The sequence below is a fragment of the Brevundimonas sp. Bb-A genome, from assembly GCF_009394735.1.
GTDB classification, from domain to species: Bacteria; Pseudomonadota; Alphaproteobacteria; order Caulobacterales; family Caulobacteraceae; genus Brevundimonas; species Brevundimonas aurantiaca.
Genome location: NZ_CP045456.1, coordinates 1,439,595 through 1,459,377, shown reverse-complemented (window position 1 = coordinate 1,459,377; position 19,783 = coordinate 1,439,595). Strand labels below are relative to the sequence as shown.

The window sequence follows — 19,783 nt, the reverse complement described above, 5'->3', positions numbered from 1 at the left end:
TTCGCGTTCAATGAGCCCGCCGGGGGAAGGTCAGCCGATGCGGACGCCGCCGGCCGCCGTTTCACTCCCGACCGCCAGCCACAGCACGCGCCGCTGATCGACCGGCCCCGGCAACTGGGCCTCGGGCGCCCCGACGAAGCCGAACCGCTCGAAATAGGCGCGGTCGCCGACCAGCAGAACCCCGCCGGTCGCCGTCATCCGGGCATGATCGACGCAGGCCTGAACCAGACGCGCCCCCAGCCCTTCGCTGCGAACCGCCGCCTCGACCGCAATGGGGCCCAGAAACAGGCCGGGCGTCGCGCCGATCACCACGGGCCACAGCCGGACAGACCCGACGATCCGGCCCTGCCGATGGGCGACGAAGCCCACGGCGGGACGCGTCCCCTCGCGCAGCCGCTCGGCCGTCTTGGCGAAACGGCCTGGGCCAAACGCGGCCAGAACCAGGGCGTCCACGCCCGCCGCGTCGGCGGGCGTTTCAAGGGCGATGGGCTCGGCGACCAGGTCAGGGGCCGAAATCTGGATAGAGGCGTGCGACATGGGCGCTCCGACGGGGGCGCGCGCACCTAGAACCAAAGCTGCGCTGAATCAAGGCGCGGTCTTGCGACGCCTTCAGCCCGCCTTCGAAAAGTCGGGCGCCCGCTTCTGGGTGAAGGCCATGAAGGCCTCCATGGCCTCGGGGCTCCGCATCTGGGATCCAAACGCCTCGCCCTCGCGCTGCATCAGGGCCCACAGACCTTCCGCATCGCGCATCAGCCGCTTGGTCTTGCGGATCGAATTGGGCGCACGGGCCGCCACCTTGGCCGCCAGATCCGCCGCCGTCGCCTCGACCGCCTCCGCCGGAACGACGCGATTGGCCAGGCCCCAGGCCGCCGCCGTCCGTCCGTCGACGGGCTCGCCCAGGGCGAACAGTTCGAACGCCCGCTGATGGCCGATCGCGGCGGGCAGCAGCAGGCTGGACGCCGCCTCCGGCGCCAGGGCCAGATTGACGAACGGAACCGACAGCAGGGCGTCCTCGGCCACCACCACCAGGTCGCAGTGCAACAGCATGGTCAGGCCGATGCCGACCGCCCGACCTTTGACCGCCGCCACCAGCGGCTTGTCGAGATCGGCCAGCGCCTTCAGGAAGCGGAACACCGACATGTCGAACGGCCTTTCCGTCTGCGAGCCGATGGCGATGAAGTCCCCGATGTCGTTGCCGGCCGAGAAGCTGTCGCCCTCGGCGCGCAGCAGCAGCACCCGCACCGTATCGTCGGTGCGCGCCTGTTCGACGGCCTCGGACAGGGCCGAATACATGGCCTGTGTGATGGCGTTCTTCTTGTCGGCCCGGTCGAGCGTCAGGGTCAGGACGCCGTCGGCCAGTTGGGTGCGGATATGTTCGCTCACGTCGTTTCCTCGTCCCGTTTGACGGCCGTCCACCAGTCGACGCCGTTCTCATCGCGCGTCCGTTTGGCGCGGCCGCGCTTTTCCAGATAGTTCAGGTGCGCCTGGGCCTCGCCCGTGGCCATGCCCAGCACCCCGTCTCCGACCGCCCGACCGAACACGGCCGGGAAGCCGTCGATCACCCTAGACGGTTGACGCAAGGTCCGTTCAAGCCGTTTCAGCGCCGTCTCATGACCGCGTTTCAGAGCGTCGAGCCGGGCCTGAACGCCCAGGAAGGGCTCCCCGTGCGACGGCAGAATGAAGGCTCCGTCCGGCAGCAGGCGCCGCAGCTTCTCCAGCGAATCCATCCAGTCGCCCAGCGGATCGGCTTCGGGCTCGGTGGGCCAGACCGAGACGTTCGACGAAATCCGGGGCAGGATCTGATCGCCGGAGATGAAAACGTCGTCAGACCTACGCCACAGGCAAACGTGCTCCGGGCTGTGTCCTGACCCGACCACCACGGTCCAGTCGTCGCCGTCGATCTGGATCACATCCTCATCCGACAGCCGCAGATAGCTGCGCGGCATCGCCGACACCCCCTTGGCGAAGCCGCCGTAATCCTTGCGCCAGCGGTCGATCTGGGCCTCGCTCCATCCGGCGGCCCGATAGTAGCGTTCGCCGTCTTCGGGGGCGTCCCCGGCCTCCTCGGCCATCAGCATCCGGGCGGAGACATATTCCAGCCGCGACATCAGCAGCGGCGCGCCGCTCCGCTCGCACAACCAGCCGGCCAGGCCGATGTGATCGGGGTGCATGTGGGTGCAGACCAGGCGGCGGATCGGGCGCCCTTCCAGCGCGCCGGCCAGCGCTGCTTCCCAGGCCGCAATACTGTCAGGCGTGCGCAGGCCGGTATCGACCACCGTCCATCCGTCGCCGTCCTGAAGGGCGTAGACGTTCACGTGGTTCAGCTGGAACGGCAGGGTCAGCCGCATCCACAGGACGCCGGGGGCGACTTCGATCGCCTCCCCTCCCGCGGGCGTCTGGGGCATGGGGTAGGTCAGCCCTCTTGCGTCCATCCCCGTCTTCACCGCCGTCGCATCGTCCGCCAAGTGGGTCTCCAATCAAAACGCGCAGACCTTAATCCCGTCAGCCCTCCATCGTCCACAGCCGCCTTGACCCTGCCCGATTAGAAGGCCACGAAGCGTTCAGTCCTTTCAGATCTCCAAGGTGTTCCATGAAAGCCCGCTTCGCCGCCGTCCTCGCGGCGCTGATGTTCAGCGCCGTTACGGTCGCTCCCGCCGCGGCCCAGACCCGCGCCAATGACGATCGCCAGGCTGTTGCAGAAGGCTCTTCACGAGCCGCCGCAGCGCGCCAACGGCGCGAACGCCGCCCTGCGCCGCCGACGCCTGAGCAGATCATGGCGGCGGCTCAGGAACAGGCCACCCTGGCCAACACCAACTGCCAGGTCACCGAAGCCAAGCTGCTGGGCGAAACCGCCGCCAAGACCTCGGTCTATGAGGTCGCCTGCGCCACTGGCCCGGGCTTCATGATCGAATCCAAGACCCCGCCGTCGGCCACGGATTGTGTGCTTCTGGCCCATTCGGCCTCGGTGGTGCGCGAGCGCGATCCCGCCGCCGACGTCGGCCCGCAATGCACCATCCCCGCCAACACCGACACCCAGAAGGTTCTGCGCGAATACGCCCAGAAGGCGGGCGTCCCTTGCACCGTGGACCAGGCCAAGGTCCTGGGTCAGTCCAACGACGGAGGCGTCATGTATGAGGTCGGCTGCGCCGACGCGGCGGGCTTCTGGGTCAAGCAGTTGAACAACGAATGGACCAAGACACCCTGTATCCAGGTGCTGGCTGAAGGCGGCGCCTGCGCCTTCACCACCGCCGCCGAGAATGCGGCTCAGGTGAAGCAACTGCTGGCGGGATCGGAAGCGGCGGGCTGCGACGTCACCGAGGCGCGCCTGATGGGCCAGAACGCCAACGGCATGTTCTATGAAGCCAAATGCGCCGGCGCCGACGGCGTCATCGCCCGCGTGAACGCCGAGAACGTCGTGCAGCAGATCTACCCTTGCGCCACCGCTCAGCGGATCGGCGGCGGCTGCACCCTGACGCCGGCCCCTGCTGCGGCCCCCGCCCCGGCCGGCGGCCGCCCCTAAGACAGACCGATTGACGGCAAGGGGCCGCCGGAGCGATCCGGCGGCCCTTTTGTTTGCGGCGCCTCTTTCCCGAAACCGAGACGCAGCCTAGCGTCCCCGTCATGCGCATCGCCACCTGGAACGTGAACTCGGTCAACGCCCGCCTGCCCACCGTGCTGGCCTGGCTGGAGCAGGCCGCCCCCGACGTCGCCTGCTTCCAGGAGATCAAATGCGTGGACGAGAAGTTTCCGCGCGAGGCCTTCGAGAGCCTGGGCTACAACGTCGAGACCCACGGCCAGAAGAGCTACAACGGCGTGGCCCTGCTGTCGAAACACCCGCTGTCGGACATCCGGCGCGGCCTGCCGGGCGACGAGACCGACGAACAGGCCCGCTATCTGGAGGCCGTAATCGAGGCGCCGCGACCGATCCGGGTGGCCTCCATCTATCTGCCGAACGGCAATCCGATCGGGACCGAGAAGTTCGACTACAAGCTGGCCTGGTTCGAGCGGCTGAACCGCCACGCCCGCGACCTGCTGGCCTTCGAGGAGCCGCTGGCCCTGTGCGGCGACTACAACGTCATTCCCGAGCCGGAAGACGCCAAGAACCCCGCCGCCTGGACCGATGACGCCCTGTTCCAGCCTCAGAGCCGCCAGGCCTTCCGCGCCCTGAAGCACCTGGGCCTGGCCGACGCGCACGAGGTGGGGGGCGAACCCGCCGGAACCTACAGCTTCTGGGACTATCAGGCCGGCGCCTGGCAGAGGAACCACGGCATCCGCATCGACTTCGCCCTGCTCTCGCCCCAGGCGGCGGACCGGCTCCGGGGGATCGAAACCCATCGCGAGGCCCGCGAGATGGACAAGCCCAGCGACCATGTGCCGGTGGTGGTCGATCTGGACCTGTCGGCCGGATCGGAGGTCTGACCCATGGCCGAGGTCGTTCGGGTGGTCCTGCTGATCGCCTTGGCGGCGGCCCTGCTGACGACCCTGGCCCTGGCCCTGTCCTGGTGGATGGAGCCGCCGCGCCGGATACGCCGGGCCCTTCTGAAAGCCCTCGGCGCCCCGCCTGAGGTCGAGGCCGTTTCCCCCCGCGAGGGCCGGGCCTGCGCGCTGAATTTCGACGTCGAACAGGTGGTGGTCCTTTGGGCCAACGGCGCCCACGGCCTGGCCTACGCCTTCGAGGAGGTGGAGGGCGGAGAGATCATCGTGGACGGCCATGTGGTGGCCCGCATCCGGCGCGGCGAGACGCGCAAGTCGCTGGACGTCATGGCGCCGGACGCCGAACAGGTGGTGCTGCGGCTGATGTTCGCAGACGCCCGTCATCCCGAGTTCGAACTGGCCCTGTGGGACGCCGCCCTGGCCGGCGGAACCGGCTCGCCCGGCGAGGCGCTGCGGCTGGGTCGGCGGTGGCTGTCGCACCTGGAAGCCCTGTTGAAGAGCTGATCGCCCCCTTCCGATTGGGCGGCGAGCGGTCTAGAACCCCCGCTCATTCCTAACGACACGCCTTTTTACGGGAGGCCGCCTTGGCCCGCCTATTCGACGCCTATGTCGTCGCCGACTGGACCGCCGCCGAGACCAAGAAGCTGGGCGACAGCTCGCTGTGGATCGGGGTGGCAAAGCGCGACGTGCGCTTCCGCCTCTATACCGAGACGCACAATGTCGCGACCCGGGCCGAGGGCGAGGCCCTGCTGGCCTCGATCCTGGCGGACCACAGAAAGCGCGGCGACCGGGTTCTGGTCGGGCTGGACTTCAACTTCGGCTATCCCGTCGGCACGGCCGCGCGGCTGAAGCTGGAGGGAACCCCCTGGCAAGCCATGTGGAAATTCATCGCCGCCAATGTGGTGGACAAGGCCGACAATACGAACAACCGCTACCAGGTGGCGGCCAAGATGAACCGGCTGATGACGGACGAGGCCTGGCCCCTGTGGGGCGCCCCGGCCAAACAGGCGCAACGCTGGCTGACCACAACCAAGCCGCCCGCCGGCGCCGGCGCCGACATCCCCGAATTCCGGGCGACCGAGAATGCGGCGCGCAAAGGCAAGCTGCAGCCCAAGAGCGTGTGGCAGATGCACGGCGCCGGCGCCGTGGGCGGCCAGACCCTGGTGGGCATTCCGGCGGTGCGCAGGCTGTTGGAAAGCCTGGGCTCTTCGGGCGCCGTCTGGCCGTTCGGCACCGGCTGGCGCGCGCTTAGCCCTGAGGATGTCGAGCCCCTGTCGGCCCTTGTGGTCGAGGTCTGGCCCTCGATGTTCGACGGCAAACCTCATGAGGGCGAGTTCAAGGATCAGGCCCAGGTCCGCGCCACCGCCGAAGCCCTGGCCCATATGGACGAGGCCGGCGAACTAGCCAAGGCCTTCGGCCCGCCCAAGGACGCAACGCCCGAACTGATCGCCCAGGTCGAGCAGGAAGAAGGCTGGATCCTGGGAGTCTGACCCCCAGGTCCGTCAGGACAGGCGGTCGCGGAACTCTGACCAGTCGAATTCGCGAACCAGCTTCAGCGCGTCGGTGTCGCTGTTCCAAAGGGCGATGGCCGGCAGCGGCACTCCGTTGAAGGTGTTGGTCTTCACCATCGAATAGTGGGCCTGGTCCAGAAAGGCGATGCGGGTTCCGGCGGTCGGCGCCGTGGCGAAGCCATAGTCGCCGATGATGTCGCCGGCCAGGCAGGACGGACCGCCCAGGCGATAGGTCACCCCGCCTTCCGCCTCGTTCAGCATGGCTGGACGGTAGGGGGCCTCGATCACGTCCGGCATGTGGCAGGTCGCCGAGATGTCGGTGATGGCGATGGGCAGGCCGTTGTGGAAGGTGTCCAGCACCTCGCCCACCAGTATGCCGGCGTCCAGCGCAATGGCCTCGCCCGGCTCGATATAGACCTGAAGCCCGTAGCGCTGCCCCAGATCCTTCAGGAAGGCGACCAGGGCGTCGATGCGGTAGTCGGCGCGGGTCACATGATGACCGCCGCCCAGGTTGATCCATTTCAGATCCGGCAGCAGGGGCGCCAGCTTCGGCTCAACGGCCTGCCAGATCCGCTCCAGCGGCTCGAACCCCTGCTCGCACAGGGCGTGGATGTGAAGGCCGTCGACGCCGTTCAAGTGTTCCGGCTTCAGCTGCGACACCGGAAAGCCCAGGCGCGAACCCAGCTGGCAGGGGTCGTACTTGGCGACCTCGCCCTCCGAATGTTCCGGGTTCAGTCGCAGGCCGATGTCGAACGTCTCGCCCTCGGCGCGGGCGGCGGCGATCAGGTCGGCGAAGCGGGCGATCTGGTCCGGGGCGTTGAAGATGACCGTGTCCGACAGCCGCAGGATCTCGGGCAGGTCGGCGGGCTTGTAGGCGGGGGAATAGGTGGTCAGGTGGCCCTTGTAGAACTCCCGCGCCAGCCGGGCTTCCCACAGGCCCGAGGCGCAGACGCCGTCGAGATATTCCCCGACGACGTCGGCCAGAGACCACATGGAGAAGGCCTTCAGGGCCAGCAGCACCCGGGCGTCCGCCCGCGCCCCGACGTCCTGAAGGACGGCCAAGTTGCGACGCACCGCGACCTCGTCGACCACGAAGGCGGGCGACGGGACGCGGTTCAGATCGAACCGGGCGAAGGCGCCCGGTCCGCCGGCCTGGGTCTGCATGACCATGGGGCTTATCCTCAGAAGTCCAGCGGAGCGGACAGTTCCTCGACCGTCCAGGGCAGGCCGTGCTTGTTCAGCATGTCCATGAAGGGATCGGGATCCAGCTGCTCCATGTTGAACACCCCCTCCCCCTTCCACTGGCCGGTCAGCATCAGGGCCGCGCCGATCATGGCGGGGACGCCGGTGGTGTAGCTGACGGCCTGGTTGCCGGTCTCGGCATAGGCGGCTTCGTGGTCGCAGATGTTCTTGACGTAGATCGTCTTCTGCGCCCCGTCCTTCAGGCCGGTGGCGATGGTGCCGATATTGGTCTTGCCCTTGGTGATCGGACCCAGCGACGCGGGCTCGGGCAGCAGGGCCTTCAGGAACTCGATCGGAATGATCTCGCGGCCCTGGAACATCATCGGCTCGATCGAGGTCATGCCGACGTTCTCCAGCACCTCCAGGTGCTTCAGATAGGAGTCGCCGAAGGTCATCCAGAAGCGGATGCGCTTGATTTCCGGATAGAATTTGGCCAGCGACTCCAGTTCCTCATGGTACATGAGGTACATGTTCTTCGGGCCCACCCCCTCGAAGTCGAAGGTCTGTTTGTGGCTCAGCGCCGGGCCCTCGACCCACTGGCCGTTCTCCCAGTGACGCGAATTGGCGGTCACTTCGCGCAGATTGATCTCGGGGTTGAAGTTGGTCGCGAACGGCAGGCCGGTGTCGCCGCCGTTGCAGTCCAGGATGTCGAGGGTCTCGATCGAATCCAGCAGGTGCTTCTTGGTGTAGGTGGTGAAGACCGAGGTCACGCCGGGGTCGAAGCCCGAGCCCAGGAGCGCCATCAGACCGGCCGCCTTGAAGCGGTCCTGATAGGCCCACTGCCACTTGTATTCGAACTTGGCCTCGTCGCGCGGCTCGTAATTGGCGGTGTCGAGGTAGTTGACCCCTGCGGCCAGGCAGGCGTCCATGATCGACAGGTCCTGGTACGGCAGGGCCAGGTTAACCACCAGGGCCGGCTTGACCGACTGGATCAGGGCGGTGGTCGCGGCCACGTCGTCGGCGTCGATCGCCGCCGTGTCGATGGTCACGCCGAAGCGCGACTTCACCGATTCGGCGATGGCGTCGCACTTGGCCTTGGTGCGGCTGGCCAGGGTGATGTGCGAGAAGATGTCCGAATTCATCGCCATCTTATGGACGGCGACCGAACTGACGCCGCCGGCGCCAATGACCAGCACCCTGCTCATCTGTGCTTCTCCTGAAGTCTTGAAAGGCCTCGGCGACATCGCCGCCCGTATAAAGGGCGGGGCTCATAGCACGATGATGACAGGATCGCTAATGGGCGGGGATTTGTGACGAATTCGGCGATTTTTCGCGTCTGGGCGTGGGGGTGTGGGACGTGGGGTGTGGCGAGCGGAAAAACAGTGTCCGATGTGTCCGAACTGTCCGATTGTGACAGGGGGCGTCGAAGCTGACGAAGGCCGAGCGGACGCCAGACGTCGCAGGGCGTCTTTGGGGAAAGGGCTTTACGTTCTCAAGGACCGGCGGGGATTTTAAGCGTGTTTTGAGGCCTGGTGGGTTGATCGGACGTCTGACGCCGGAGCGTATTGGAAGGTGAAGGCTTTTTGCGCCTGGGCGGTTTTGGGTTGGGGGTAGGCGTCAGTATTCCGGCTTGCGCCAAGCACAGTCCGTCGTGGCGGATGGGGAGACGGGTCGCGGCATCGATCTGGTCCTTGAAGCGAACAAGCCGTCCCGACTGACCAACGGCGTCATCCCACGATATCGGCGTCAGGCTCGCCGGCCAACAGGGCGTTTATCCAAGCGAGCGCGAGGTCGCGGCTGCGGTAACGGCCCCACTTAACCGTCTCCTCTCGCTCCACGATTGGGAAGGTCGAGTAGATGTAGCGGATGTCGTCGCGGCTGCGGGTCGGATCGGCTGGGTCGTAGACGCCGTAGAGGATGAAGTAGAGGGCATCCAGCTTGGCGCGCAGGATCAGACGCCGGTCCTCGTCCCAGTCGAACGGCGGCAGGACCTCGCCATCTTCGTCCACATGACCCAGATCGCGGGCGAACGGCGCCAGGTCGTGGGCGGTGTAGCTGAGTTCTAGGACGGCTTCACGGACGATGTCGCGAGCAGTTTTGGCACCGAAGGCGCAGTCGTATGTAGCAGGTGGAACGACAGGCAGTTGCTCGAGCAGATACCAGGCCAAGTGATTGCCGTGTACCTTCTGACGCGCCAGGTAATCTAGGGCGACGGCGTTCAGATTTGCGAGCACTAGTGGAGCCCAATCGACGTAAGAGGGCGAGACCGCATCCTTTACCTGAAACAACACTGGCAGCGTGTGTCCTGCGCCGACCTTCGGAATGACCGCCGAGATGGTGGTGCGAGCATTAGTGACCGAAGTCACGTCCTTTATGGAGAGACACCAGTCCGTTGTGGCATCCCAACCAGTCTCAACCACCCGCACCCAGTAGCGTGGCGCAGGCTGTCGTGAAGGGTCGCGGTGATCATCCTCAGTCAGGTCAGCGCCCTGGCCTGATCTAAATACGTTCGCTTCAGCCAGCACGATGTCAGCGGCGCGGTGGTCGAAGGCTTGGACCATTTTTCCTTCGTAGAGCGGCACCCACTCGCCGGAAGCTGACTGAAAATGGTTCTGCTCTATCGGCCAGGCTTGTTCGTCGCCTTCCAGTTCCTGTCGGGTTCTGAACCGACCACTGTCGTTCGCCATGTCGAGCATGCGCACATAGCGCGCGGGCCAGATTGCCTTGCCTTGACTGCTGGTGCGATCGACCAAAACCGGCAGCCGGCTATAGATGCCTGACGTGATCTCCTTGTCCCGGCGCGATCGGAAAATCGGAGCAGTCCCACTGTTGGGATTGATCTTTCTGATTTCATCTACGGCGATCGGGAAGACCCGTTCAGGATCATCGATCTCTGCGAGCTCACGGATGAAGAAGCCATAGGACGCACTATCGAAGGTTCGCCCCGGCCCGCCTGCGACATAGGCGCAGAACTTGAATCGGTAGTAGACGTCAGGGAAGAACAGGCTTCCGTCGGTTCGGCGGTTGAAAAAGTCGATGACGCAATGGACTTGCTTGTCGCCTGACATCCTGCGGAAGAAGGCGGCTGAACTCTGGTCCGAGGCAATGCCTGACGGGATGAGCAGCCCAACCATGCCACGCGGTTTCACCAAGGCATGGGCTCGCTCAACGAAAAGCGAATTCAGGTTGGTGTCACCGCCGGACAGCAGCGGATATTGACCAGATTTTCTAGCGACCCTTGCGGTATCGACCGCTCGCTGCTCGGCCTTCTCAAAGTCCGCATAGAGAGGGTCGTCGGCCTTTTTGAGCGCCGCAACCATCTTCGTCCGGTCCGACGCGCGCTGGGCCAAGGCGATTTCCGGCCTGCGGGCTGCGAACCATTCGACCTGTTGCAGCTTGATTCGGTCCCAAGGCGGATTGCCGACGACGGCGTCGAAGCCGCCGTGCCGAGCCTCATCGTCCCAGCGATCCCACACGCCCGGGAATGCGATCTGCCAGTTCAGAAACCGCTCTTCGGCGATCAGGTCGCGAGCCCGGAGCCAGATGTCTGTGAACGCCTCGAAGTCTTCTTCTTTGGATCGCCGCCGCTCGGGCACGGCACGACCGCGGGCGATGGCCAGGGCGTCACCGAACTGTCCATCCAGCCACAGGCGGATCAAGCCCTTTTCCGACCGGTTCAGGTTCAGCCAGTCCAAGGCGTGCATGAAACTGACGAAGCTATCTAAGGGACCGACCTGGGCCTCCACGTCGATCCACATGGCGGCGGACCGGTGCGCCTCGGCGATCTCGGCGTCCGTCGCCATCTCGATCGTCTTCATCGCCAGCGCCTGACGCTGGGCGTTCTTCAGCGCTTCGTCGTAGAGCAACGGGGCGCCGAAGGCGCGGGCCTTATCGATCGCATCACGCACCCACAGGCCGAACAGACTGTCGCCAGCGTGCAGGTGGTGGTCGATAAACGACAGGGGCGCGCCGACCGTGAAGGTGTGAAGCCACAGGGCGACCTTGGCCAGTTCGACCGCCATGGGATTTTTATCGACGCCGTAGACGCAACGCTTGAGCACCATGCGCCGGACGATGTGCCGGTCGTCCAGTTGCGCTTCATCGATCGCCCAGCCGGCGGCCTTGGCGTTCTTCAGGATGGTGGCGCGGATATCGTCGATCTTCTCCGCGAGCGGGGAGACGTAGCCGACGTCTTCGCCCAAGGCGGCGGCCTCGGCGATGGCGTCGAGAACATGGTCGGCCAGCGTATCGACGAGGCTGACCAGGAAGTGGCCCGATCCCATGGCCGGGTCGCAGACGCGCAAGGACAAGATCGCCTCTGCGGCGTCGGCGTCCTTCAGCGCGCGGCGCCGGACACCTTCGTCGTCGTTGTCCGATGACGCGGCGAGGGCCGCCCGAAAAGCATCACGACGCTCTTCGATGAGAGGTTCCAGCGTCTCGTCCAGGATCAGGCCGACCAATTCGTCGGGCGTGTAGTAGCTGCCCGAGTTTTTGCGGGCGAACAGGTTGGGTCGAACGATCAGGTGTCCCGCTTCGCCAACCAGCCCTTCACGGACGATCTCGAATTCCAGTAACCGTTCGTAGATCGAGCCCAACTGCTGGACCGACAAGTCGCGGTAGTTGATGTATCGGCGCTGGCCGGTTGAGCGCTCGAACGACAGGGCGTCCAGGGCCGGCGCCATGACGCTGTCAGGGATGCGCGCGCTCGACAGCAGGGTCGTGCCTGACGTCGAGAACAAGCCGCCGTTGTAGGGCGGGATGCCGACCGAGGCGTCGCCCTTGTCGACGATCCGCGACAGGTCCGAGATGTGCCCCCAAACCTTAGCGGCGGTCGATGAAAAGGCGTCGCCGTTCGTGACGCGCTCTCCGACATTGAGGCGGATCGGACGAAGCGCGTAGTCGTTATACCGCTCATCGTTGACCGGCAGCAGGTCTCGGTCCTCTGCGTAGAGCAGGAACAGCAGCCGGTAGAGCAGTATCAGCGCGGCATCACGCACATCATCGAGAGATGCTTCTGGCGTGGACTCCGCCAGTGCGCGAGCCAGGCTGGGGAAGACCTGATCAAAGACGACCTGCGCGAGGCTGGCCGCGACCCGCTCCTCATAGAAGGCCGCCTCGGACCTGGCGCGCTCGTGGAACGTCTTCTGATCGATCCCGGTCGGCAAGAATGCCTCGCGACCGAACATTACGGCGAAGACGCGCAGCCAGTGATCACGGGCTTCCTCGTCGCTGAACAGATCAACGCCGTCGAGCCCCAGCACGCGACCGAGGTCGATCTCCAGAAACTCCTCCGAGATCGATCGGGAGCCGGCCCAATAGAGCCTCCAGCGGAGCCCGTTGGTCAGGATGCCCCAGCGCAATTTACCGTTCGTTAGGTCGTCGATGCGGCGCAAGTAGCGCAACATCTGCGTCGAAGGCGCGGTGGTCTCATTACGCCCCGACGCTCGGTCGAGAGGCCGCCCCCATCGCTTGCTTTCCACGACGGCGAGGCCGTGTTCGTAACGCCGCCATTGCTCGGGCAAGGCGTTGGCGGCCGCCTTGGCGTCGGCATCGGCAAACAGAAGCCCGTCCGGGACGTCGTCGCGACCGCTGACAGTCAGGTTCTGCTGACGCAGGGACTGCGACCAGCCAAGCGCGGTCAGCAAGGGCCAAATAAAGTCGTCCTCAGTCTGGCTTTCATTGGTCTTGGCGCTCTGGGGAAAAGCCGCAGCGATCCGGTCCAGGGCGCCTCGGAGGGTCATCACATCGACGGACTGATAGGCCTGCGACGACTTGATGGCCTCGCCGAGGTAGTCCGTACTGAACAGGCTTCCAGCGGCGAAAAATCCAGAATCAGCCAAGAGTGCCCCCATTCATTCTATCGTTTAGAGGCGGAGGCGTTGTTGGGAAAGCAACATCCGCCGCGCCGCGCAACGTCATGACACCTCGGAGGGAGCGTCTGGTCCCGCCCCCTACCCGATCAACGCCCTTGCCGCCGCCCGCGCCTCGTCGGTGATCTCCGCCCCCGACAGCATCCGCGCGATCTCTTCCTGACGCCTCGCGTCGTCCAGAGCGAGGACGGTGGTGGTGGTCAGGCCGTCGCGGTCGGCCTTCATCACCTTCCAGTGGGCGTGGCCGCGGGCGGCGACCTGGGGGCTGTGGGTGACGACCAGGACCTGGGCGCCGGTGGACAGGCGTTTCAGGCGCGAGCCGACGGCCTCGGCCACGGCGCCGCCGACGCCCTGGTCCACCTCGTCGAAGATCATGACCGGCTGGCGCATGTCCTCGCGGCTGGCGAGCGCCGCCTTCATGGCCAGGGCGAACCGGGCCAGTTCGCCGCCCGACGCAATGGCGTCCAGCGGACCGAAGTCGGTTCCGGCGTTGGTGGCGATCTGGAAGCGGACGGTCTCGACCCCGTCGGGGCCGCGCCGGCCCTCGATCGGCTCCAGCGCCACGCGGAACCGGGCGCGCTCCAGCTTCAACGGGCCAAGCTCGTCCATGACGGCGGCGGTCAGGCGGTCGGCCGCCGCCTCGCGCGCCGAGGTCAGGAATTCGGCGGCCAGGTCATAGGCTTCGGCGGCCTGGGCGGCCTCGCGCCCGGCGGCGGCCAAGGCCTCCTCCCCGTCCTCGATCAGGCGCAGCTGTTCGCGCAGGCGAATGCGTAAGGACGGCAGGGCGTCGACGGTGGTGTGCAGTTTCCGGGCGGCGGCGCGCAGGGCGAACAGCCGTTCCTCGGCCTTGTCCAGACGGCCGGGCTCATAGTCGAAGGCGTCGGCGGCGGCGTCCACGGCGGCGATGGCCTCGGCCGCCTCGACCAGGGTGCGGTCGATGGCCTCGACGGCGGCCGACAGTTTGACAATGACCGGATGGTCGCCCTCGGCCCCGGCCTGACCCGCACGCTGGCGAGCGTGTTCGACGGCGCGCAGGGCGGCGCCCAGCTTCTGGCTCAGCTTGTCGCCGCCCAGCTGGGTGCGGGCGTCGGCCAGATCGGCGATGGCCTTTTCGGCGGCGCCCAAGAGGGCGCGTTCGCCGGCCAGTTCCGTCTCCTCGTCGGGGCGGGGGTCGAGCGCGTCCAGCTCGGCCAGGTTCAGGCTGATCTCCTCGGCGCGGGCGGCGGCGTCGGCCGCCTGGGCCTTCAGCTCGGCCAGTTTGGCCTCGGCGGCCTTCAGCTTTGTCGAGGCGGCGGCGACGGCCTGCAACTGCGGCTGAAGCCCGCCATAGGCGTCCAGCAGTCCCCGGTGGGTGCGCCAGTCCAGCAAGCCAACGGTTTCGTGCTGTCCGTGCACCTCGACCAGGGCGGCGCCGATCTCGCGAAGCGCCGTGACCCCGGCGGGCTGGTCGTTAACATAGGCCCGGCTGCGGCCGTCGGCGTTCAGGACCCGGCGCAGGATCAGCTCCTCGCCCGGCTGCACCTCGAACCCCTTGTCGGCGATCAGGGCCAGCAGGTCGGGATCGTCGGGGGCGCTGAAGACGGCGGTGGCCACGGCCTGTTTGGCGCCGTTGCGCACCAGGCCGGCGTCGCCGCGTCCGCCCAGGGCCAGGCCCAGGGCGTCCAGAATGATCGACTTGCCCGCCCCCGTCTCGCCGGTCAGCACGGTCAGGCCGGTCTCGACGTCGAGATCCAGCACGTCGACCAGAACGACGTCGCGGATGGAAAGGGCGGTCAGCATGACAGTTGGTCGCCGGTGGAACGAATCAGGATCACGCCGTCAGAATCGAGAGATGTGCAGGGATACACAAGGCTATTTCCCCGCCCCCCGGGCGATCAGCCCGGGATGATCCGTTGCAGCCAGCTCTCGCGCTTGGCTTCGGGCGCCTTTTCCGGGGTCTGGCCGTTTTCGGTCAGCAGGGCGTAGGCCTCGGCGTACCAGGGGCTGCCGGGGAAGTTGTAGCCCAGGACGGCGCCGTTGCGGGTCGCCTCTTCCTTCAGCCCCAGTTGCAGATTGACCTCGACCAGGCGGTACAGGGCCTCGGGCGTGTGGGAGGTGCGCTGGAACTCGGGATTGGCGATGACGGCCTTGTAGCGGTTCAGGGCCGCCAGGGGCTGGTTGGCGCGCTGATAGTAGCGGCCGATGTTCATTTCCTTGCCGGCCAGCTGGTCGTTGACCATGTCGATCTTGACGGCGGCGTCGGTGGCGTAGGGGGTGCCCGGATAGCGGCGGGCCACGTCCTTCAGACCGGCCAGGGCGGCGGTGGCGTAGCCCTGGTCGCGGCCCACGTCGGTGATCTGTTCGAAGTTGCAGACGGCCTTCATATAGAAGGCGTAGGCTGCCGACGGATTGCCGGGGAACAGCTGGATATAGCGGTCAGCCGCGGCGATGGCGTCCGTATAGTTGTTGTTCTGATAATAGGCGTAGATCTGCATCAGGATCGAGCGGCGCGCCCAGTCCGAATAGGGGTGCTGGCGTTCCACCTCCTGGAAATAGTCGACGGCGTCGGCCCAACGGCGCTGTTCCAGCCGCTGATAGCCGGTGTTGTACAGCGCCTCGACCGGGCGTTCTTCATAGGCGAGCCTGGGCCGCTTGTTCCCGGCGCAGCCGGAAATCGTCAGAGCGGCGGCCGCTGCGGCCATCAGCACCAGGCCGGAACGGAACTTGGAAACGGACAAGGACGACCCCATGACGAGCGAAAGCGGGGCCCCAAGCCCAGCTTCCAAAAACCAACGCGGCGATCTCTAGCACCCGCGACCGGGGCGCGCCATGCCGAGGAAATCTCCGTGCACGACTTGCCCTGACCGGCCCCGCTGGTAAAGAGCGCGCCAACCGACACCCGTTCATTGGGGGGCGGATGACGGCGAAAGGATGACCAGCCGATGAAGCTGCTCTCAGGCAACTCCAACCGAGGCCTGTCTCAGGCCATCGCCGACCATCTGGACGCGCCCCTGACCAAGGCCCAGGTCAAGCGGTTTGCGGACAATGAGGTCTTCGCCGTCATCGAGGAGAACGTCCGGGGCGAGGACGTCTTCATCCTTCAGTCGACCTCCTATCCGGCCAACGACAATCTGATGGAGCTGCTGATCATCACGGACGCCCTGGTGCGGGCGTCCGCCAAGCGGATCACGGCCGTCATGCCCTATTTCGGCTATGCCCGTCAGGACCGGAAGACCGGCGGCCGCACGCCCATCTCGGCCAAGCTGGTGGCCAATCTGATCACCCGCGCCGGCGCCGACCGGGTGCTGACCATGGATCTGCACGCCGGCCAGATTCAGGGCTTCTTCGACATTCCGACCGACAATCTGGTCGCCATTCCGGTCCTGGCCCAGGACGTGAAGGAAAACTACGCCCGGGGCGACGACCTGATGATCGTCTCGCCCGACGTGGGCGGGGTGGTGCGGGCCCGCGCCCTGGCCAGCCGACTGAACGCCGACCTGGCCATCGTCGACAAACGCCGGCCCAAGGCGGGCGAGAGCGAGGTGATGAACATCATCGGCGACGTCGAAGGCCGTCGCTGCATCCTGTTCGACGACATCGTCGATTCGGGCGGCACCCTGGTCAACGCCGCCAAGGCCTTGATCGACCAGGGGGCGACAGAGGTCTCGGCCTATATCAGCCACGGCGTGCTGTCGGGCCCGGCGGTGCAGCGGATCACCGACGGGCCGCTGAAGGAGCTGGTGATCACCGACTCCATCGAACAACCCCACGAAGTTTTGAACTGCGCGAAAATTCGCAGGGTTTCCGTGGCTCCGCTGATCGGTGAAGCTATCCGTCGGATCGCCAACGAGGAATCCGTGTCGAAGCTGTTCGATTAATCTTCGGCAAACCACTTTCGACACGTTATAAGCGCCTTCCAGTACGCGCCCCCGCCGGGGCCTCCTTTCAGTTCTGTGGACGCGCCCTATGCCCAAGGCCTTCATGACCCGCGGCCTTTCGATCGCCGCCATCGCCGCCGCCGCCCTTCTGGCCAGCTGTTCGACGAAAGAGGCCGAACCGGCCGCGCCGCCTCCGCCCCCGCCGCCCCCGCCCGTCTCGCTGAACGAGGGCGTGGCCCAGGCCGCCTCCATCTATGTGGCCTTCCTGCGCGAGGCCGAAACCATCCAGCCGGGCGGCTTCACCGACGCCGAGGCGGTTCAGGCCGCCATCCGCAAGGGCGTCGCCTTTGAGCCCGCCCAGCTGTCGCGCGGCCTGATCGCCTATGGTTCGATCATCGCGCTTCAGTCGCCCGAGTTCGTCGCCGGGGTGCGTCAGTTCGCCGTCGATCCGGTCCAGCGCCAGGAGATGGTCGCCCGCATCGTCGCCGATCCGGCCTATGCCGCCACCCTGCCCGGCGCCGATGCGGCCGCCGGCCTGATCTCGGCGACCATCGCCAAGGACGCGGTCGTCATTCGCGGCATCGCCGAGGCGGTCGAGGCCGACGCCTATACGATCCAGGAGCGCAACGACCCGCGCCGCCGCTGGGCCGTCACCCACATCCCCAACCGCGAGGTTCGACTGGAAACCGCCAAGACCCTGTCGGCGGCCGCCATGCTGCCCTCGGCGGATGAATCGGCCAAACTGTTCGCCGCCGCCAACTCGGGTTCGGGCCTGGAAGGGGTCGAGGCGTCGCGCAAGGCGCCGCCCTATACGCCGCCGGTCGTGCGGTCCCTGGCCATCGCCGCCCTGGCCGCCCTGGGCGCCGCCGGCGAAGAGGCGCGGGCCAACACCGACGCCCTGGTGGTGGAGCCGAACAACGAATTCTGCCTGAACATGTCCAAGCTGATGCTGTTCCAATGCCTGGCGGCCTCGCGCCCCAGCTATGAGGACATGTTCTGCCTGGGCCGCCACATCACCCGCGACCTGGCCACCTGCACCACCCAGGCGGTGCTGAACACCACCATCACCGTCGGCGCCCCGGAAGAGACCGGCACGCCCCCGCCCCCGGCCCAGACGCCGGTGTCCGTCACCCTGACCCCGACGCCGGCCGCCGCCTCGGCCCAGGCGTCCGCGCCCCCGCCGTCGGGCGCCCGCTGAGCCCCCGCAGCCCCAGCCGGTTCGACGCGATAAAAAAGGCCCGCCCCGAGCGATCGGGGCGGGCCTCTTCTCTTTTGCAGGCAGCGCGCGGCCTATTCGTAGCCGTGGGCGGCCTCGTTGATCACCTGGGACGGCATAGACGAGAAGTCCACGGCGATCGGCCTGGCGACCTTGGCCTGATAGGTCCGCAGGACGTGAGTCAGGCGGCGGCGCACCTCGCGTTCGGCCTCGGTCCCGGCGTCGAGCGCCAGGGGCGCCAGGCAAAAGTCGATGATGGCTTCGGTTTGGGTCAGAGGTTCCATGGCGGTTCCCTTTCTTAAGCCGCGTGGGTGAACTGGGCGGTCTCGGTCGAGTCCTTCAGCGCCGTGGTCGAGGACGTGCCATTGGAGATGACCGTGGCGACCTGGTCGAAATAGCCGGTGCCGACTTCGCGCTGGTGGCGGGTGGCGGTGTAGCCGCGCGCCTCATTGGCGAACTCGCGCTGTTGCAGCTCGGAATAGGCCGCCATGCCGTTGTCGCGATAGCCGTCCGCCAGCTCGAACATCGAGTTGTTCAGGGCGTGGAAGCCGGCCAGGGTCACGAACTGGAACTTGTAGCCCATGGCGCCCAGCTCGCGCTGGAACTTGGCGATGGTGGCGTCGTCCAACTTGGCCTTCCAGTTGAAGGAGGGCGAGCAGTTGTAGGCCATCAGCTTGCCCGGATATTTCTTCTGGACGGCTTCCGCGAACTTCTTGGCGTCGTCCAGATCCGGATGCGAGGTCTCCCACCACAGCAGGTCGGCGATGTTGGCGTAGGACAGGCCGCGCGCGATGCAGTGGTCCAGACCCGTGCCTTCCTTCAGGCGGAAGAAGCCCTCCGGCGTGCGGTTGTCGCGGTCGATGAAGGGCTGGTCGCGCTCGTCGATGTCCGAGGTGATCAGCTGGGCGCTTTCGGCGTCGGTGCGGGCGACCGTGATGGTCGGCGTACCCATGACGTCGGCGGCCAGACGCGCGGCGACCAGATTGCGCTCATGCGCCTGGGTCGGGATCAGCACCTTGCCGCCCAGGTGGCCGCACTTCTTCTCCGAGGCCAGCTGGTCCTCGAAGTGGACGCCGGCGGCGCCCGCCTCGATGAAGGCCTTCATGATCTCGAAGCTGTTCAGCGGCCCGCCGAAGCCGGCCTCGGCGTCGGCGACGATGGGGACGAACCAGTCGCGTTTGGCGCCGCCCTCGGCATGCTCGATCTGGTCGGCGCGCTGAAGGGTGCGGTTGATGCGGCGGCACAGTTCCGGCGCGGCGTTGGCCGGGTACAGCGACTGGTCGGGATACATGGCGCCGGCCGTATTGGCGTCGGCCGCGACCTGCCAGCCCGACAGATAGATGGCCTTCAGCCCGGCGCGGACCATCTGCATGGCCTGGTTGCCGGTGACGGCGCCCAGGGCGTTGATGAAGGGCTCGTCGTGCAGCAGCTGCCACAGGCGATTGGCGCCCCGCTCGGCCAGGGTGTGGGTGATCGGCACCGAGCCGCGCAGGCGCAGGACGTCTTCGGGCGTATAGGGGCGCTCGATGCCGTCGAAACGGCCGGCGGGCGAAGGAACCAGGTCGGCGAAGGTGGTCATGGTCGAACTCGTCTTCTGAAAGGGCGCGGCCGCAGCCGCCGTCTCAGGGACAAGAACACGCCGAAGTCACGAATGACACAGGATCGCGCCGATCAATGAAGTCAGTTTGTCACATCATGACTTTGCATCGGCAG

16 protein-coding genes are annotated in these 19,783 nt (G+C 66.6%); 6 read left to right on the top strand and 10 right to left on the bottom strand.

The features are described 5' to 3' along the window. Positions 1-30 precede the first annotated feature (30 nt). From BSP_RS07155 to BSP_RS07145, 3 genes are all read right to left on the bottom strand, one after another. Positions 31-537, bottom strand: coding sequence for a GNAT family N-acetyltransferase (locus BSP_RS07155; RefSeq protein WP_054765089.1), 507 nt, complete (start codon positions 535-537; stop codon positions 31-33). Between the two features lie 72 nt (positions 538-609). Beyond that, positions 610-1,383 carry an enoyl-CoA hydratase gene (locus BSP_RS07150; protein WP_054765088.1) on the bottom strand — a complete coding sequence of 258 codons (774 nt, stop codon included), beginning with the start codon at positions 1,381-1,383 and terminating at the stop codon, positions 610-612. Next, positions 1,380-2,405 carry an MBL fold metallo-hydrolase gene (locus BSP_RS07145; protein ID WP_227976078.1) on the bottom strand — a complete coding sequence of 342 codons (1,026 nt, stop codon included), beginning with the start codon at positions 2,403-2,405 and terminating at the stop codon, positions 1,380-1,382. Before BSP_RS07145 ends, BSP_RS07150 begins: the two co-directional genes overlap by 4 nt. Positions 2,406-2,590: 185 nt before the next feature. On the opposite strand from BSP_RS07145, the gene BSP_RS07140 reads away from it, so the two are divergent. The 4 genes from BSP_RS07140 to BSP_RS07125 all read left to right on the top strand — a co-directional run bounded on the left by BSP_RS07140 (position 2,591) and on the right by BSP_RS07125 (position 5,924). Further along, complete coding sequence (locus tag BSP_RS07140; RefSeq protein ID WP_152949772.1) at positions 2,591-3,520, top strand: hypothetical protein; 930 nt, start codon at positions 2,591-2,593, stop codon at positions 3,518-3,520. Positions 3,521-3,621: 101 nt separating this feature from the next. Further along, a complete protein-coding gene (xth, locus tag BSP_RS07135; RefSeq protein WP_152949771.1) occupies positions 3,622-4,419 on the top strand; it encodes an exodeoxyribonuclease III in 798 nt (265 codons plus the stop codon). 3 nt (positions 4,420-4,422) lie between these two features. Beyond that, positions 4,423-4,938, top strand: a complete 516-nt coding sequence (locus tag BSP_RS07130) for a hypothetical protein (RefSeq protein WP_054765085.1) — start codon at positions 4,423-4,425, stop codon at positions 4,936-4,938. A gap of 80 nt (positions 4,939-5,018) precedes the next feature. Further along, the gene (locus BSP_RS07125) at positions 5,019-5,924 is read left to right on the top strand and encodes a cobalamin biosynthesis protein CbiG (RefSeq protein WP_152949770.1); all 906 of its coding nucleotides are present in this window, start codon (positions 5,019-5,021) and stop codon (positions 5,922-5,924) included. A gap of 12 nt (positions 5,925-5,936) precedes the next feature. On the opposite strand, the gene BSP_RS07120 is transcribed toward BSP_RS07125, so the two are convergent. The 5 genes from BSP_RS07120 to BSP_RS07100 form a co-directional block, all read right to left on the bottom strand. Further along, on the bottom strand, positions 5,937-7,115 hold the full coding sequence (locus tag BSP_RS07120; RefSeq protein WP_227976077.1) for a carboxynorspermidine decarboxylase: 1,179 nt from the start codon (positions 7,113-7,115) through the stop codon (positions 5,937-5,939). Between the two features lie 11 nt (positions 7,116-7,126). Next, positions 7,127-8,332 (bottom strand): saccharopine dehydrogenase family protein, encoded by a 1,206-nt coding sequence (locus BSP_RS07115; RefSeq protein WP_152949769.1) that lies wholly within the window; start codon positions 8,330-8,332, stop codon positions 7,127-7,129. Positions 8,333-8,854: 522 nt separating this feature from the next. Next, on the bottom strand, positions 8,855-12,967 hold the full coding sequence (locus tag BSP_RS07110) for a hypothetical protein (RefSeq protein WP_227976076.1): 4,113 nt from the start codon (positions 12,965-12,967) through the stop codon (positions 8,855-8,857). Between the two features lie 111 nt (positions 12,968-13,078). After that, positions 13,079-14,776 (bottom strand): DNA repair protein RecN, encoded by a 1,698-nt coding sequence (recN, locus tag BSP_RS07105; protein WP_152949767.1) that lies wholly within the window; start codon positions 14,774-14,776, stop codon positions 13,079-13,081. A 95-nt stretch (positions 14,777-14,871) separates the two neighbouring features. Further along, positions 14,872-15,726, bottom strand: a complete 855-nt coding sequence (locus BSP_RS07100; RefSeq protein WP_054765080.1) for an outer membrane protein assembly factor BamD — start codon at positions 15,724-15,726, stop codon at positions 14,872-14,874. Between the two features lie 192 nt (positions 15,727-15,918). On the opposite strand from BSP_RS07100, the gene BSP_RS07095 reads away from it, so the two are divergent. Both BSP_RS07095 and BSP_RS07090 read left to right on the top strand, forming a co-directional pair. Beyond that, positions 15,919-16,854, top strand: coding sequence for a ribose-phosphate pyrophosphokinase (locus BSP_RS07095; protein WP_054765079.1), 936 nt, complete (start codon positions 15,919-15,921; stop codon positions 16,852-16,854). Between the two features lie 88 nt (positions 16,855-16,942). Next, entirely contained in the window at positions 16,943-18,052 is a 1,110-nt protein-coding gene (locus BSP_RS07090) for a hypothetical protein (RefSeq protein WP_152949766.1), read from the top strand. A 92-nt stretch (positions 18,053-18,144) separates the two neighbouring features. On the opposite strand, the gene BSP_RS07085 is transcribed toward BSP_RS07090, so the two are convergent. Continuing rightward, entirely contained in the window at positions 18,145-18,354 is a 210-nt protein-coding gene (locus tag BSP_RS07085) for a hypothetical protein (protein ID WP_054765077.1), read from the bottom strand. Between the two features lie 14 nt (positions 18,355-18,368). Next, positions 18,369-19,649, bottom strand: a complete 1,281-nt coding sequence (gene aceA, locus BSP_RS07080; RefSeq protein WP_054765076.1) for an isocitrate lyase — start codon at positions 19,647-19,649, stop codon at positions 18,369-18,371. Positions 19,650-19,783 lie beyond the last annotated feature (134 nt).